Origin of the sequence: Dokdonia sinensis (assembly GCF_003688895.1) — a bacterium.
GTDB classification, from domain to species: domain Bacteria; phylum Bacteroidota; class Bacteroidia; order Flavobacteriales; family Flavobacteriaceae; genus Dokdonia; species Dokdonia sinensis.
The window spans coordinates 47832-64792 of record NZ_REFV01000011.1; the positions used below are offsets into that span (position 1 = coordinate 47832).

The following is a 16961-nucleotide window of genomic DNA, read 5'->3' on the forward strand; positions in this document are numbered from 1 at the left end:
TATCTTATGTATTAAACTTCTCAATAAGCTTACGTACTTCTTTTTTATCATTTGCATACGGAAACAACTCCTCTAGAATAATGGTAAATTCTGGATTTATCTTCAATCCGTTTTTAAGAAAATATCGCCCTTGTATATCATTCCCGTTACGGTAATTAAGTCCAGAGAGTCTAAAGTTAATCTCTGCACTTTCTGGGAAATACTCTAGCGCTTGAGTAAGATTAATAATAGCTGCATCTGTTTCTCCTAATTTGAGCAATGTGTCTCCTCTATTAAGCCACGTCTGTAATTCGTAATCGCCTAGTTCTAATGTTTTACGATATCCAACTTCTGCCTCTTCATAAAATTTAAGACGGTGATTTATGGTTGCATAACGTTTCCAATATAAAAGGTTATCGCTATCTATATTTATCGCCTTATTAATATAGTATAAGGCTTTTTGATAATCTAATCGCTTTGTGTGAAAATCTGTAATCGCAATCCAGCCATTATCTAGTAACGGGTCTTCATGCACGCATTTTTTAAAATGCTTCAGCGCCAGTTCATCACTTCCCAATTTATCGTAGCATTTCCCCATACGGAGCAATGCAAATGCAGTCGGGTCGTCTAGTTGTAGTGTGATTTGATAATTCTCAAGAGCCTCATTGTATTTTCCTAATTTCTCTAGCACTTTACCTTTTTCCAGATAAGCACCTACGAACTGATCATCACTTATTATTGCAAAGTCAAAAGCTGATAAGGCTTTTTCATATTCTTTTAAATCAAAATACTGTTTACCCACTTGATGCCAAGCAACTTCACAATACGGGTTTTTGTTCAAGAACATATTAAGGTACTCGATAGCTTCCTCGTGTTGCTCTAAGAAATCAAAGCAGTAAATCACATTATATAATGCACTATAGTCTAGGTCATCGACCTCAAGACACTTCATAAAATTGAGCTTTGCGTTTTGGAAGTCTTCCATAAACAGATACTCCATCCCAATTAAAGAATACACTTCTACAGGGTCATCGGTAAGATCTACAGCTTGTTCTAAAAGGTCTACCGCTTTTTGATGTTCGTCTTGTTTACTGTAAATATTTGCTTTCTGAATATATATTTCTTCGTTGTTAGGCTCGAGCACGTGAAGTTCAGAAAGTAACTCATTTGCAAGGTTAAACTTATTTTCAAAAATGGCAATCTCTATACGAAACAGCTTAAGATTAGAAGATGTAGGGTGCTGGTTTAGTCCTAACTTGACCGCTTTACGGGCAAGGGCTATTTTACCATTTTCTATGTAATGGTTTGCAATCGCCTCAAATTCCTCACTATCAAAGAAAACAATATCGTTTGTCTTTAACATCGATTCGAAACGCGTGAGAGACATATTATGTTCTTCTGGGTAAAAATCCATACGATGTAATTTATGCAATGCTTATTTATAAATTTAGCAATGTTTTGTCGTGGTCTCATTTTAAGCACCACTAGTTGTTAACACACTAATCAACAAGCCAAGAATCGCGCCAAACTCAGTATTCGGACATCTAGAAATATGCCTGCAATCCTGTCAGTCACTTTTATAAAAGGCATCATTTTACGATTCAGTAACGGTTTTTGACAGGTGGGTGGGATTTGTTCGCTTTCGCGAAAGCGTACCCCTATATTTACACCATCAATCACAATAAACCATTAAAAACCAATATTATGAAAACAATTATCACATTTATCGTACTCGCCGTTTCGTCTATAATGTATGCTCAGGATGGCGTCACAATTACTGTAGTTTTTGAAAACCTAAAGTCAGACGAAGGAAAAGTGAGTGCCGCCTTGTATGACCAAGCGACATTTATGGTAGCAGCACCCCTAAAAGCAGCCGAAGGAACCATAAAAGAAAAGAAAGCATCGCTTACACTTGAAAACGTACAACCCGGTGAATACGGAATTATAACCCTGCACGACAAAAATGAAAATGGGCGTATGGACTTCGAGGCAAACGGAATGCCTAAAGAAGCCTACGGAACGTCTAACAACGTAATGTCTATGGGACCTCCAAACTTCACAGACGCAAAATTTACAGTTGGTTCTGAGGATATGACAGTTACTATCAGAATGTAAATGCTCGAACTTGAAATACAAAACATTAAAAAGCCTTTGGAATTTTTCTGAAGGCTTTTTTCTATCAACAAAACTTAAAGAAAATCAAATTACTATAGCTATTCTTGATTGGTTTTTTAATTTTGTAAAAACATCAATCATAATATGACCATCACCCAACTCAAATACGTCCTTGCGGTTGCAGAGCATCAAAACTTTACAAAAGCCGCAGAAAAAACTTTTGTTACCCAGCCTACCCTCAGTATGCAAATACAGAAACTGGAAGACGAACTGGATATTCTCATTTTTGACCGTTCTAAAAAACCAATTGCGCTTACAGATGTAGGAGCAAAAATTGTACAACAAGCAAAGAGCATCGTAAATGAAGCCAACAGAATGACAGACATTGTCGACCAACAAAAAGGATACGTAGGTGGCGAATTTAAACTTGGAGTAATCCCAACCGTTATGCCCACGTTGCTTCCTATGTTTCTAAAAAACTTTATCACAAAGTACCCTAAAGTAAAGCTTAAAATAGAAGAGCTAAACACCGAAACGATCATAGAGCAATTAGAAGAAGGACACTTAGACGCAGCAATTGCGGCGACTCCGCTTGATAATCCCAATATTATAGAACGTCCTTTGTATTACGAGCCATTTATGGCGTATGTTCCCGATAATCATAGACTTGCGGGTGCAAGAGAACTCACCACGGCAGATTTAGACTTAAGCGATATGCTTCTCCTAGAAGACGGGCACTGTTTTAGAGATGGAGTCATAAACCTTTGTAAAGTCTCTAAAGACTATGGTGATGACCATTTTTCACTAGAAAGTGGCAGTTTTGAGACCTTAGTAAAACTGGCAGATGAAGGTCTGGGAATGACCCTACTCCCCTATTTGCACACCCAAGATATGCCACAAGACAAACACTTTAAACGTTTTAAAGAACCATCTCCTGCCCGCGAGGTGAGCTTAATCTTTCCCAAGAGTGAACTTAAAATGCAAATTATCGAAGCGTTACGCGATACAATTTCGGGTGTAATCCGAGGTGCTATTGCCTTTCATAATGTGGAGATTATTAGTCCGCTCGGGAAATGAGCTTTGAGTGGTGAGCTGTGAGTGGTGAGCTGTGAGTGTGTTTAGGTGGAAAAATTACTTTTTTAATGAATGTATAATAGAAAAAGCCTTTATAGAAATCTGAAAAGGCTTTGTTTATCGATTACTTCGTATTATAATTTTTAGGGATAACGGGATCGATGTTTACTTTACGTTTTACACCAACAAATACGTTAAATGACGGCAAAATTGGAATCAATTTGAAATTACGAAGATGTAATAACCGTATTTCACTCGTCTTACCAAAATCTAGCCTTACTCACTGGACAGTAACTTATCTAAGGTTTTCCTTACAGAATCGCTATTCCAGTCTTGCGCACCCTGCTCTTTTATCACGATATTTCCCTCTTTATCTATAATATAATTTGTTGGGATGCTGCTTTCATAAAGGGGTTTTGGGGTTTCTTGAGCTGGAATGAATACCGGCAGATTGTATCCTTTTTTTTGTAAAAATGCTTTGACTACTTCGGCATCTTCGCTGGTGATGAGTGCAAAATCTACGCGGTCACCGTAGTCATTATATAGCTCTTGGATAGACGGCATTTCGGCTATGCAGGGTGGACACCAAGTGGCCCAGTAGCTCATAAATGTTACTTCTCCTTGCCCTATGGGTGCGCTCACAGTATCACCATCTAGTGAGGTGAGGCTGTAATTAAAAGGTTGTAGCTGAATTTGGTCCGCTTTCGCGAAAGCGGAAGGAGAAAACACCATCATCTTTACCTTATTTACCATCACCTGAATAGGCTGCCTCGTCTGCGGAATGATAAGCAACACAAGCACAACAATAAATATGAGGTTTTTCCAATTAAAACTTTTTTTCATCCTTTTCAAAATTAAAAATGCGCAGCTACTTACGTAACTGCGCATCAAAATTAACCATTTATAAACTAGTTACGTGTCACCGTAACAGGCTCAGATAAGTCAAAACACCCTTCAAGATCGTTTGCATTCTCACCAGCAGCAAGTCCTGTAAGTCCTTCTTCATATCTCAAGTACCAGATAAGGCATACTCCTACTCCTGCAGCGTCAAAGTTTACACCCTCAACAGCAGCTAGTGTAGGTGGAAGGCCTAAAATCTCACCTGTATCTGTAGTGATGACCCAAGTATTAAATTCACCTGAGCTATCGCCAGTTAGGCTCAAGCCGCTCACCATATCTGGAGTGCCGTCCACAGTAAATGTAAATGGTCCTCCTACAATTTCGGCAGCTTTAGGTTCGTTACGAGTTACTGTGACAGGCTCAGATAAGTCAAACACACCGCTTAAATCATTTGCATTTAATCCTGGCTCAAGTCCTTCAAGACCCGGCTCATAACGCAAGTACCAGATTAAGCATACGCCTGCTCCCGCATCGTCAAAATTTACTCCTTGAACCGCGTCTAGCGTAGGTGGAAGTCCTAAAATCTCACCAGTGTCTGATGTGATAACCCAAGAACTTTCACTTCCTACAGACTCTCCTGTTAAACCAAGACCACTTACCATACTTGGAACTCCATCTACACAAATGGTGTAAGGACCTCCTGTAATTTCGGCAGCAACCGGCCCTGCAAGTCTGTTTACAACGATAAAGTTAGATAAGTCAAAAACTCCTGTAAAATTATCAAGGTTCTCACCACCTGCAAGACCTGTAAGTCCTTCTTCATAAGCAAGGTGATAAATATAACAAGCACCTACTCCAGCATCATCAAAGTTTATGCCTTCCACAGCTTCTAGCGTTGGTGGGATCCCTAAGATATTCTTATCTGCATCTGTCACAACGTATGTTGTTGTTGATCCCTGGATATCTCCAGACAGGATAATACCGCTTACATTATCTACATTACCATCTACAAAGAAAGAGAAAGGACCGCCGCTCAACTCACCAGCAACTGGCCCTGCAAGTCTATTTACAACAATAAAATTTGAAAGGTCAAAATCTCCTGTAAAGTCATCGAGATTTTCACCAGCAGCAAGACCCGTAAGTCCATCTTCATAAGCCAGGTGATAAATATAACAGGCGCCTACTCCCGCATCGTCAAAGTTTACACCCTCCAGTGCTGCAACCGTGGGTGGTAGACCCAAAATATTCCTTTCTGCATCTGTTACGACATAGGTTGTGACAGATCCTTCTATGTCTCCAGAAAGGGTAATACCGCTTACATTGTCTGCAACGCCATCTACAAAAAAGGAGAAAGGACCACCGCTTAGCTCACCAGCCTCAACTTGAGCGCCAGTAGTTGTAGTGTCATCGTCAGAATCACAGGATGCAAATACCGCTGCTAGCGCTAAGCATCCAAAAAAAAGTTTGTTTTTCATTTTAAAATAGGATTTGATTTGTACCACAAATCTAGAACCTGCTCAGCCCTTAAAATGTTAGCTAGCTTACACTAGCGCAAAGAATTTGTTAAAATTTTCTTGTAATTATGCCACCTTAAGACGTATCTCACTTCGGTTAAAGTCCAGAAAACTACTTGCCTTAAGTTCATTCATAATCGTATTAAGTGTAGGACGAGACGTCCCGATTAAACTCGCGATGTCTTTTTGAGTATACGGGTGTTTTATTACGGTGTCTCCTGTGTTAGGACAGCAGTAGCCGTAATCTTCGGCCATTTCGGCTAGGAATTCTTTTACTCTTGTGGTCGTGTCTTTAAATAGTAGGAGTTCTAGACGACGCTCTAGTTTTTTAAAGCGCATCCCAAGAAATTTATAAAATCGTAATGTAAATGGGCGATTGTCTCGCATCAGATCTTGCATCGTAGCCACAGGAACAGGACATACAGACGTTGCGTTGTCCAGAGACTGTGCAAACTCATTGCGTGTTTCTTCTCCTAAAATAGCCTTCTCGCCAAAGAGTTCCCCTTTAGTTAGTATAGCTTTGATTACCTCTGTTCCATCCTCTTTGTAGTAGCCTATTTTTACCTTTCCGCGCTCGATGAGATATACTTTTGTAGCGCTATCCTCTTCAAAATAGATAAAATCTTGTTTTGGATAATGGGAAAACTCGTGTTTGTCCTTGTACTTTTTCATCTTATGCGGGCACAACATCTTAAAAACATTTACATCTTCAAAAAACCAAATAGCAGGCATAACGAGGTAGGATTTTAATGGTTCTTCCTTAAGTCTTCTTGAGATACGGTTCCTTACATTATCTGGATAATAAATGTGTTAGGTACGCTTTCGCGAAAGCGTATATAAGCTTTAAAGATTTCTATTTCCAAAATCTTAAAAAAGATAACAAAACTAACGTATTATCGCTGAAACAAATAATTTATCTTTACGGGATATCGACGACAAAAATCCATTTTTATCCTGAGAATTTCCCGGTATATCGACGATAAAAGTTACTATATAACAAGTTGTAAGTAATGCTGGAAATCCGTCTTCGCATCAAAATTAGTTTTGTAAAAAGTAAATAATAGTTTACCTTTGTTGTCTAAATCAAAGCGAAACTGAATGAAATGTTCCCAACTTTATCGAATATTAACAAAAGACGGTTGGTATGCGGTATCGCAAAAAGGTTCGCACGTTAAAATGCGACACGAAACAAAAAAAAGGAACGATTATTTTCCCGAACCACGGAAGTCAAGAAATGGGTAAAGGATTGGAAAAGAAAATTCTAAAAGACGCTGGAATTAAAAAATAGGATTATGGCAAAGAAGAAAAAAATAATAATGACAGTTGAGAAAACTAATACTGGATTTTCTGCCTTTTCAGCGGACTATCCAATATTTACGACTGGAAAATCAATTCCCGAACTGATTAACAACACATACGAAGCGACGGAATTACATTTTGAGGACGAAAAAATAAAAGTTGACCCAACCGACATTACATTTGAAATAGATTTTAAGCAGTTCTTTAAATTTTACAAGGTTTTAAATGCTAAGTTTCTTGCTGAGAAAATTGGAATGAACGCTACTCTACTTTCTCAATATGTTTCAGGAACAAAAAAACCATCGGCGAAACAGACCGAGAAAATTTTGAGTGGAATTCACCAAATTGGACAGGAATTGAGCGGGATAAATCTATTACAAACCGCATAACAGAACGCGAAAAGCACTACTTACAACAAGGGTAACCGTTGCACAAGCCACTAATTTCTAAAAATATGACCTTAAATGCGCCCATTTAAGGGCGTTTTTGATGAATGGCATATTGAACTCGGCTCAAATTTGAGGAGCTAAGACCAAGGTAGATTACGTTTTTGAGTACGGTTTTCAAGTTTTTAATAAAGGCCTTGCTTTCTGCCCCATTTTTTAAGCGTTTCTCTTCAAATTTAAGGTATTTCTTCAGGTTATAGGTGATGACCGAGAGGTGCACAAAATACAACACACCAAGAATAAAAGAAAACCAGATAAATAAAGTAAAAACGATGAAAAGCAGCTGTAGACATAGGCTTTACGTTCATCTCATACAATCTCAAAAGAATCTAGAACCTGCTCAAGACTTCCAGTAACAGTCTACATCAGGTGTATATGAAAAAATGAGCTTTCTTAAGAGAAATTTTAAGTCAAATACAGTTATTATCCCCTCAAAACATAAAAAACAAGCTGGAACCACTACACCTAGACTAAAAAAAGTATTTTAGTAGAAATTAAAGGGTGGTTATTAGACAGATTGCCGTTGTAAATAATTTAAGAAAACCGAAACTTATGAAAAAAATAAATTTAGCATCATTAATTTTAATCAGTTTAATGTTTATAAACTGTTCTTCTGATGATGATGATGACAATCAAGAGGCAGCTTCTATTATTGGACAATGGAAACTGGAATCCAAATTGTTTGGTGGTAATCAATTAACTTTAGATGATTGCGAGCAAGGAGAAGGTGTAATTTTTACTGATAATTTTATAGCTAATTTTATAATAGTTGATATAGAAGGATTTGAGCCAGATATAATTCAAGAAGGATTTGAAGATTGCGATTTCAGGTATGCTGAATATACATATTTATTGAATGAAACGAATAAATTATTATATAGAATTGTGGAGGGCGAAGGAGCAACAGCTGGAGTTGATGATTCGATAACAATATTCGAAATTGAAATTTTAAATAATCAAAGCTTAAGAATAAAAAGTATTGCACGGAGTAATCAAGGTACAATTAATGATGTTGAAATGAATAGTGTTGATATTGATGCAAGTTCTCGACAAACTCTAATCTACACGAGATAAACTATTTACAACAAGGGATAGAGCATATAAAAAGTAAATAATTCACCCACAAAAAAACTCCGCTGTAACCAGCGGAGTTTTCTATTATTTATAAGCCAACTTAGGGTTAAGCAGCATTCTCCTTCTTAATAAGGTTTAAAGCACTTCCCTCTCGGTACCAAGCAATTTGAGCCGCATTGTACGTGTGGTTTACTTTAATAGTATCCTTGCTTCCATCTGCGTGTACGATTTCCACAGTAAGTGGTTTGTCTGGTGCAAAGTCTGCAATATCTACAAAGTTAAAGGTGTCATCTTCTTGAATAAGGTCATAGTCTGCTTCGTTTGCAAACGTGAGTCCTAACATTCCTTGCTTCTTTAAGTTTGTCTCGTGTATACGGGCAAATGACTTAACAATTACTGCGGCTACGCCTAAGTGACGTGGCTCCATTGCTGCGTGCTCGCGAGAAGAACCTTCTCCATAGTTGTGATCTCCCACGACCACCGTGTAAATACCAGCTTTTTTATATTCACGCTGGGTATCTGGAACTCCGCCATACTCACCTGTCAACTGGTTCTTAACAAAGTTTGTTTTCTTTCCGAAAGCATTTACAGCTCCTATCAGACAATTGTTAGATATATTATCCAAGTGTCCTCTAAAACGTAGCCAAGGTCCTGCCATAGAGATATGGTCTGTTGTACATTTTCCAAAAGCTTTGATAAGCAACTTCATCCCTTGCATATCGCTGTCCTTAATAGGCTCAAAAGGAGTAAGAAGCTCTAAGCGTTCTGAGTCTTCTGCTACTTTTACTTCGACCTTGCTGCCGTCTTCTACTGGAGCGAGATAGCCATTATCTTGCACTTCAAAACCTTTAGGAGGTAATTCCCACCCTGTAGGCTCGTCAAATTTTACTTCCTGTCCATCCTCATTAATTAGTGTATCTGTCATCGGATTAAAATCCAAACGTCCGGCTATTGCAATTGCAGCAGTCACCTCTGGAGATGCTACAAAAGCGTGCGTGTTCGGATTACCATCTGCTCGCTTTGCAAAGTTTCTATTAAAGGAGTGTACAATACTGTTTTTAGGAGCATTTTTAGGGTCACTGTAACGCGCCCATTGTCCGATACAAGGTCCACAAGCATTTGTAAAAATCTTTGCATCTAGTTTTTCAAAAATCCCTAAGATACCGTCACGCTCTGTTGTAAATCTTACAAGTTCAGAGCCTGGATTAATACCTAATTCAGCCTTCATCTTAAGTCCTTTATCTATTGCTTGTTGTGCTATAGAAGATGCTCTAGATAAATCTTCGTAAGACGAGTTTGTACAAGAACCTATAAGTCCCCACTCTACTTGAAGCGGCCACTCGTTTTTAGTTGCTTTGTCTGTCATATCTTTCCCTACAGTCGTAGAAAGGTCTGGAGTAAACGGCCCATTAAGTAGTGGTCCTAGTTCAGAAAGATTAATATCTATTACTTGATCAAAATATTGCTCTGGGTTTGCGTATACCTCTGCATCTGCCGTAAGATACTCTTTTACCTTATTTGCTGCATCTGCAACATCTGCGCGGTCTGTAGCACGTAAATAGCGCTCCATAGACTCGTCATATCCAAAGGTAGAAGTTGTAGCTCCTATCTCTGCTCCCATATTACAAATCGTTCCTTTTCCAGTACAGGACATTGCTGTAGCCCCAGGACCAAAATATTCTACAATTGCTCCTGTTCCTCCTTTTGCGGTTAGAATTTCGGCAACTTTTAGGATAACATCCTTAGGTGCTGTCCATCCAGAGAGTTTTCCAGTAAGTCTTACCCCAATGAGTTTTGGGAATTTAAGCTCCCAAGCCATACCTGCCATCACATCTACCGCATCTGCACCTCCTACTCCTATGGCAACCATACCGAGACCACCAGCATTTACTGTGTGAGAATCTGTACCTATCATCATTCCTCCAGGGAATGCGTAGTTTTCTAATACTACTTGATGGATAATTCCCGCTCCTGGTTTCCAAAAACCGATACCGTATTTATTTGATACCGATTCTAAAAAGTCAAAAACCTCACTAGAAACATCATTTGCGTTCTTTAGGTCTGCTACTGCACCGTCTTTTGCTTGAATTAAGTGATCACAATGTACTGTTGTTGGTACCGCAACTTTATCCTTTCCAGCTTGCATAAACTGTAATAATGCCATTTGTGCCGTAGCATCCTGACAAGCGATACGATCTGGTGCGAAGTCTACATAATCCTTACCGCGTGTAAAAGCTTTTGTCGCTTTTCCTTCCCAGAGGTGGGAATATAAAATCTTCTCAGAGAGTGTCAAAGGTTTTCCTACAAGGTCACGAGCAGCGTCTACGCGCTCTGACATATTTGCATAAACCTTCTTGATCATATCAATATCAAATGCCATATATAGTTTTTTTTAGTTTGGATTATTGTGCAATTACACCTTCAAATAGCTTTACGAAATTACGAAATCGTAGTGACAATGGCAATAGGCAAAGAGATATGGCTACGTGGCGCTACACTTTGTACTTTCGGCAAAAGGTTAGACCTGCCATTGTCATATCCACAAAAAGAACCGCCTCAAATTATCATAATAACAATTTGAGGCGGTAGTAGGATTTTTTACACTTAGGGTGTTGCGGAGTCCGCTTTCGCGAAAGCGTAATAGTTTATACTTTAAAGTCGTTGAAAATTTCCGATATAACTGCCAGAAACTAATTTTCCGTCAGTACGGGTAAATTCGAATATGATATCTATTTCTTGGTCAAAATTATTAAAGTTTACGATACGCATAAAGCCTTTTTCTGTGTTTTCTTGCCCCAGAACATCTGCACCTTGCACTACTCCATTTTCCATACGCCCAGAGACGATCGCATTGCACTTCTCAAGTTTCTGACCTACGGTATAGGTAAGCTCGTTTAAATTACCATTTTTAGTGGAGAATATAACAAAATGACCTTCTTCATCACCTTCTGTTGTGAGATTGCGGTTAGACAGAACGATGTTGTTGTCCTCATCTATAAACACAAGATCTGTTATGTAAGCAGTCTTTTCGAACTCGAAGCCGTTATCACCCGCCAGGGTATTATTAGGGACGCTATCGTCATCACTACAAGATGTAAAAGCGAAAAGACAAGTGAATGCAAGTAAAAGTAATTTTGATTTCATAATCTAGCTGACTTGGGGTTAACTACTAGCCAAATTAAGAATAAATTACCAAATCATCGGTAAAAAAACGTAATTATTCGATGAAATACACAATTATGCAATCACGAGTAATTAATGAATGATGAATTTTTAGAAAAGACTTTTGATAATCTCCTCAATACTAAGCCCCTCAGCCTCTGCCTTATAATTTTTTATAAGTCGATGTCTTAAGATTCCTTCGGCTACGGCTTGAACATCTTCTATATCTGGAGAAAATTTACCGTGTATCGCGGCGTGTGTCTTTGCTCCTAGGATTAGATTTTGTGAAGCACGTGGCCCCGCTCCCCAATCTACAAAGTCATTTACAAGTTGAGTAGCATTTTCTGTTTTGGGACGTGTCTTACTCACCATATTTACGGCATACTCAATAACATTATCTGCGACCGGAATACGCCTTATGAGTTGTTGAAAGTCTATAATTTCCTGAGCTGTAAATAAGGCATCTACGGTAGGCTTCTTATCTGCCGTTGTGGCTTTTACAACGTCTACTTCTTCTTGAAAGGAAGGGTATTTTAAGTTTATAGAGAACATAAAACGGTCCAACTGTGCTTCTGGAAGCGGATACGTTCCTTCTTGCTCAATAGGGTTCTGCGTGGCTAAAACAAAATACGGCAAACTTAATGGATATCGCTGTCCAGCAACTGTTACCACCCGTTCTTGCATTGCTTCTAAAAGCGCGGCCTGAGTCTTAGGTGGCGTTCTGTTTATCTCATCTGCAAGTACAATGTTTGCAAAAATAGGACCTTTAATAAATTTAAATTTTCTAGACTCGTCCAGAATTTCTGAGCCTAGAATATCACTAGGCATTAGATCTGGAGTAAACTGAATTCTTTTAAAATCAAGACCTAAAGCTGTAGCAATTGTGTTGACCATTAGTGTTTTTGCAAGACCGGGAACCCCAACCAATAAAGCATGACCTCCTGAAAAAATTGAAATAAGAATTTGATCAATTACAATTTCTTGTCCTACAATGATCTTTGAAATCTCCTTTTTAAGGACTTTATGTTTTTGTACTAATGCTTCAATCGCTGCAACGTCAGACATATTTTATTTTTCTTTTTTTAGCCAGTTATTAGAAAGCTCACAATCTCTATTATCACCGTTTATTTTAATATAGGTTTCGGCAATTTTCTCTTTTTGCCATTTTTGGATTGTACGGATCTTTTTCTCTTTTAAAGCAAGATCCTTAATCTTCACGTAATCCTGCTTAAAATCTGCAAGATGCTCTTCGTAACGCTTATTTACGGTGAGTATTTTAAAGTTTGTAGTTCCCTTGCGATCTGGATCGTTAAAAACCTCTGAGATCTCACCCACCTGTAACGTAGCTACTCTAGGATAAATACTTGGATCTAATTTTGTCAACTCAAAACGCTGATCTAATGTTATGTCATTTGTAAGAACGCCATCATTAAACTTTGTTGTTGTATCTGTAGAAAACTCCTGAACTGCATCTACAAAATCTAAGGATCCTTCCTCGATTTTACTTTTTATAAGCTTAAGCTCGTCTTTTGCTTCTTGCTCTTGTTCCTCGGTAATCACTGGTCTTAATATAATGTGCCTGATCTCCAGATTTTCACCTCTTATTTTATCTACTGTAAGGATATGAAAACCGTCAGGAGTTTCAAACGGCTCACTTACCTCTCCCGGTTGAAGAGAAAATGCAACGTCCATAAATTCCTTATGAAATGGTGTTTTCCTATTAATTACATATAGTCCTCCATTTGTGTTAGACCCTGGATCTTGTGAATATAATACTGCTTTTGTAGCAAAACTACTTCCGTTTTCTACTATATCCTCTCTGTACTGCTCGAGAGTTTTGATGGCTTTTGCACGTTCTTCTTCAGAAGCCTTTGGTGTTATTACAATCTGTGCGATTTCCAATTCTACTCCGAAAGTAGGAAGTTCATCTTTTGGGATTTTCTTAAAGAAAGTACGTACTTCTTCAGGAGTGACCTCAACTTCTGAAATGATTTTCTCACTCATTAAGCGAGCCAGCTCATTGTTCTTATTAATTTCAAACAAATCTGCTCGTAAATCTGCCATACTTTCTTTCTTGAAAAATTCGACCACTTTCTGGTCACTTCCAAGTTGGCTTTTAAAACGCTCTATCTGTTGGTCTGAGTAGGCATTAATCTGTGACTCTCTTACTTCCAAACTATCTTGTACTGCGTGGTGTGTCATTAAACTACTCTCGAGCATACTCTCAAACATCTGACAACGAGAGATATCTTCAACATCTCTTCCCTGTGACCTTAAATCTATAAGTGTTTTATCTACGTCGAATTCCAGAATAACATATTCTCCCACTACTCCTGCTACTCCATCTAATTTAAAAGGCTTAAAGGGCGTCTTTGTAGTGTCTACTACCTCTAGCATAGCCATTTCTTCTCCTGCATCTGCCACAACATCTTCTGTTACGGGCTCTTGGGCACATAATGATTGTCCAAAACATACGATGGCTAGCATCGCGCTACTTAAATATTTCAAATTTTTTGTCTTTAATTGCATCTTCCTTTATCTCTTTTTCGAGCTGTTTTACTAACTCTAATTTCCTCTTATTTAAAATAATTTGATTAATTGTTGGCCTAACATATTCTAACGGTGCCATATCTTTTATAGAAAGCGTATTGTTTACAGCGATCAAATATAATCCTAATGAATCTCGCAGTTGTAGGAAATTAGTTTTTTTTAACAACACATCTGCATTGTCCTTTGTTATCATTCCTATCTGAGACCGTACTTGACTTCTCTTAACCCAGGTACTATCGTTTAGAAAATATGACTTAAACTGGAGACTCAGAGAATCTAATGCATATTTGTCTTCTTCCTTAAAATCTATAAAATGCTTTTTAAGTCTTTCTAAATTAGTATAGTCCTCAGGAAGGTGAATGTATCGTAATTGCACTAAGGGCTCATTAAGAACAAAATTTTCTTTTTCGTCCTCGTATAAAGTTTCGGCTGTTTTATCAGTCACAATAGTATCTAAACGCTGAATAATGAGGGCGTCCTTGTACGACTTTGTGTAGAGATCCTCCCTATACTTTTTTACAAGTTCATCAAACTTATCTTGCTCATCGCTTGACAGGTTGCGTTTTGCTCCTTCTACAAGTAGTTGTCTTGTTGCCCAATTATTTATAAAGGCATTTGCTATTCTAGAACTGTCCTGAATACTTAGTCCTTCAGGCACATTTTCATCTAGAGTATTGCGCGTTAAATAAGTATCATAAACACGAGCAACTACATCTTGTTCTTTCTCTGTTGTAAATAAACTACAGCTTATAAACAACCCCAAGAAACAGATGTAGAACAGCATTCTAGACATTACTGAACGTTTAAGGATTTACTTAGTTTTTTGAGCACTTTAGTGTTTATATCAATCTTTGCATTATCTCTTAATTGTTTCACCCAAATTTCCTCCACTTCTTTTTGGAAATCTGTAGCCACCTGTCCTTTTACTTCATCTAAAGCTTTTACTCCCGCAGGAAGTATATCGTGAATTTGATAAACCTCATAATCTTTCTCTCCCAAAACATCACTTATTCCCAATGCTATATTTAACCTTTTAGGTAAACTAGGATCATTTACTGAAAATGTACGCCTGGTAACAATAATATTTATTTGTGTGCCTTCATTTAACGCAGCAGTAACTTGATCTACTGTTTGTCCATCATTTAGCATCTGCCTAGCTTGCTCTGCTACCGCTTTATCCGAAGTATTAATCACGGTCGCATCGATACGTTTATCCCATTGATAATTTTTACTATTCTTATTATAGTATTTTAGAAGGCCCAGGCTATCTGTTTTTGCTCTGTTCCATATCGTGGATTCCATTAAATCAAAAAGTAAAAGCCCCTCCTTATATTCTGTGATGATTCCAGCAAAATCTGGATCTTGCTCTTCTAGATGCTCCTCGTGATATTGTAGGGTTTTTGTCTCAAAAAATGACGCAATCTTATTTTCTACAAACTCGGATGTACTAGCATATTTTTTTGAGCGCACCTGTGATCTTTCCAAAAACTCTCCCACGTCCATATAGCTGTATATCGTGTCATTGAGTGTTAAGGCAATTTTATCCAACCCATCTAAAGTTGCATCAAACTTCCATTTTTCTTGGTTTACAGCATCTGTAACTATTGCATTAAAAAAAGATACTAAATCATTAGGAATGGTGACGTTGTACTTTTCAAAAAGACGGTCTGTAAGTCGTTCTGAAATAATTCTTGCTCTCGCATCGCGCTTCACTTTGCTTTCCAGCTCATACTTCATTTGGTCATATGAACCTATAGGGTATCTCTTTTCTAACTTTGCAATATGCCAGCCAAAATCTGTTTTGAAGGGCTCTGTATAATCCCCTTCCTTATTAAGCGCAAAAACTTTATTTTCAAAAGTAGTACTGCTCAACTGACCTTTAGAAAACTTGTTGAGTGTACCTCCTTTTTTTCCTGACTTCTTATCCTCACTATATTTTATAGCGAGACTTTTAAAGGGTTCTCCCTGGCGTAGCAACGCGTAGATTTCATTTATGCGCTTCTCTGGGTCTACAGTTGTATCCTTTTGCTTAAGAGCAATCATAATATGAGAAGCTGCAACCTCACCGGCAGATTTACGACGCTCCGTGGGCTGCACGATATGGTAACCAAAACGCGTTCTAAAAGGTTTTGAAATCTCTCCTACTGGAGTATTATATGCCGTAGTCTCAAACGGGTAAACCATTTTAAAAGCTTTGAACCAGCCTAGCTCTCCACCATTCTGTTTTGCACTTGGGTCATCACTATAACGCTTAGCCACCGATGTAAATGAATCGCCGTCAATAATCTTTTTGCGAGCTTCTATAATCTTGTTAAATGCCTTTAATGTATCTGCTGCATTACTCTCATCATTTATCCTTACTAAAATATGACGCGCCTTTACTTCTTCGTTTATTCTATCATAAGCTTCTTTTACAAGCTTATCCGTAACTTCTATATCTGTAAGATGATTTTTTACCAGCTGGCGACGATATCCTTTCATCTCACGTTGATAGGTTTCTTTCTCGTCAAGTTTCTGATTATAGGCTTCTTGTATTTTGATCTTATAATCAATAAAAAGATCTAAATATCCCTCGACATCTTTTTGAGAGTCATCCTGAACCAAATTTAGATTTTTAAGATATACTCTCTTAAACTCTGCAACAGAGATTTTTTCTTCATTTATTGTTAGGAGAATATCGCTGTCTTGTTGTCCATATGAAATGGAGGCTATCACTAGAAATGACAGGGATAATAGGTTTTTTATTCTTCTGATCATAGTAGTTTTTAAATGTGAGCAAAAATAACAATTCTCAAGGGTTGTACAAGTGTATTAGAACGTGATAATACTGGCAAATAGTATAAGCGCATAGAGATACCCCTATGCGTCTGCTAGAATCTCTCTTTTTAATATCTTTGTTTGATAAAAT

At 37.9% G+C, this 16961-nt stretch carries 15 protein-coding genes and 1 pseudogene; 6 read left to right on the forward strand and 10 right to left on the reverse strand.

Translation table 11 applies throughout. From position 1 onward, the window contains the following. Positions 1–4: 4 nt before the first annotated feature. Entirely contained in the window at positions 5–1393 is a 1389-nt protein-coding gene (locus EAX61_RS11520; protein WP_121917848.1) for a tetratricopeptide repeat protein, read from the reverse strand. 290 nt (positions 1394–1683) lie between these two features. Between EAX61_RS11520 and EAX61_RS11525 the strand changes: the two genes are divergently transcribed. Both EAX61_RS11525 and EAX61_RS11530 read left to right on the forward strand, forming a co-directional pair. Beyond that, complete coding sequence (locus EAX61_RS11525; RefSeq protein WP_121917849.1) at positions 1684–2094, forward strand: DUF2141 domain-containing protein; 411 nt, start codon at positions 1684–1686, stop codon at positions 2092–2094. A 144-nt stretch (positions 2095–2238) separates the two neighbouring features. After that, complete coding sequence (locus EAX61_RS11530) at positions 2239–3171, forward strand: LysR family transcriptional regulator (RefSeq protein WP_121917850.1); 933 nt, start codon at positions 2239–2241, stop codon at positions 3169–3171. Between the two features lie 273 nt (positions 3172–3444). Here EAX61_RS11530 and EAX61_RS11535 read toward each other — a convergent pair whose 3' ends face one another. The 3 genes from EAX61_RS11535 to EAX61_RS11545 all read right to left on the reverse strand — a co-directional run bounded on the left by EAX61_RS11535 (position 3445) and on the right by EAX61_RS11545 (position 6254). Then, positions 3445–4011, reverse strand: coding sequence for a TlpA family protein disulfide reductase (locus tag EAX61_RS11535; protein ID WP_161555222.1), 567 nt, complete (start codon positions 4009–4011; stop codon positions 3445–3447). Positions 4012–4076: 65 nt separating this feature from the next. Continuing rightward, a complete protein-coding gene (locus EAX61_RS11540) occupies positions 4077–5483 on the reverse strand; it encodes a hypothetical protein (protein ID WP_121917852.1) in 1407 nt (468 codons plus the stop codon). Between the two features lie 105 nt (positions 5484–5588). Continuing rightward, a complete protein-coding gene (locus EAX61_RS11545; protein ID WP_121917853.1) occupies positions 5589–6254 on the reverse strand; it encodes a Crp/Fnr family transcriptional regulator in 666 nt (221 codons plus the stop codon). Between the two features lie 366 nt (positions 6255–6620). Between EAX61_RS11545 and EAX61_RS16755 the strand changes: the two are divergent. The 4 genes and pseudogenes from EAX61_RS16755 to EAX61_RS11560 all read left to right on the forward strand — a co-directional run. Continuing rightward, positions 6621–6698, forward strand: a pseudogene (locus tag EAX61_RS16755) (type II toxin-antitoxin system HicA family toxin); the annotation flags it as partial. Next, positions 6667–6810, forward strand: coding sequence for a type II toxin-antitoxin system HicA family toxin (locus tag EAX61_RS16760; RefSeq protein WP_430641071.1), 144 nt, complete (start codon positions 6667–6669; stop codon positions 6808–6810). The pseudogene EAX61_RS16755 and the gene EAX61_RS16760, both read left to right, overlap by 32 nt. Before the next feature lie 4 nt (positions 6811–6814). Further along, a complete protein-coding gene (locus tag EAX61_RS11555) occupies positions 6815–7210 on the forward strand; it encodes a helix-turn-helix domain-containing protein (protein ID WP_121917854.1) in 396 nt (131 codons plus the stop codon). 609 nt (positions 7211–7819) lie between these two features. Beyond that, complete coding sequence (locus EAX61_RS11560; RefSeq protein WP_121917855.1) at positions 7820–8341, forward strand: hypothetical protein; 522 nt, start codon at positions 7820–7822, stop codon at positions 8339–8341. 106 nt (positions 8342–8447) lie between these two features. Here EAX61_RS11560 and EAX61_RS11565 read toward each other — a convergent pair whose 3' ends face one another. The 6 genes from EAX61_RS11565 to EAX61_RS11590 all read right to left on the reverse strand — a co-directional run bounded on the left by EAX61_RS11565 (position 8448) and on the right by EAX61_RS11590 (position 16810). Continuing rightward, positions 8448–10721: an aconitate hydratase gene (locus EAX61_RS11565; protein WP_121917856.1), complete on the reverse strand. Its 2274-nt coding sequence runs from the start codon at positions 10719–10721 to the stop codon at positions 8448–8450. Between the two features lie 272 nt (positions 10722–10993). Continuing rightward, positions 10994–11485, reverse strand: coding sequence for a hypothetical protein (locus EAX61_RS11570; protein WP_121917857.1), 492 nt, complete (start codon positions 11483–11485; stop codon positions 10994–10996). Positions 11486–11614: 129 nt separating this feature from the next. Next, positions 11615–12568 (reverse strand): AAA family ATPase, encoded by a 954-nt coding sequence (locus tag EAX61_RS11575; protein ID WP_121917858.1) that lies wholly within the window; start codon positions 12566–12568, stop codon positions 11615–11617. A gap of 3 nt (positions 12569–12571) precedes the next feature. After that, on the reverse strand, positions 12572–14011 hold the full coding sequence (locus tag EAX61_RS11580) for a peptidylprolyl isomerase (protein ID WP_236642035.1): 1440 nt from the start codon (positions 14009–14011) through the stop codon (positions 12572–12574). Then, positions 13995–14846, reverse strand: coding sequence for a peptidyl-prolyl cis-trans isomerase (locus tag EAX61_RS11585; protein ID WP_121917860.1), 852 nt, complete (start codon positions 14844–14846; stop codon positions 13995–13997). The genes EAX61_RS11580 and EAX61_RS11585 overlap by 17 nt, the downstream gene beginning before the upstream one ends. Next, positions 14846–16810: a peptidylprolyl isomerase gene (locus tag EAX61_RS11590; protein WP_121917861.1), complete on the reverse strand. Its 1965-nt coding sequence runs from the start codon at positions 16808–16810 to the stop codon at positions 14846–14848. The genes EAX61_RS11585 and EAX61_RS11590 overlap by 1 nt, the downstream gene beginning before the upstream one ends. Positions 16811–16961 lie beyond the last annotated feature (151 nt).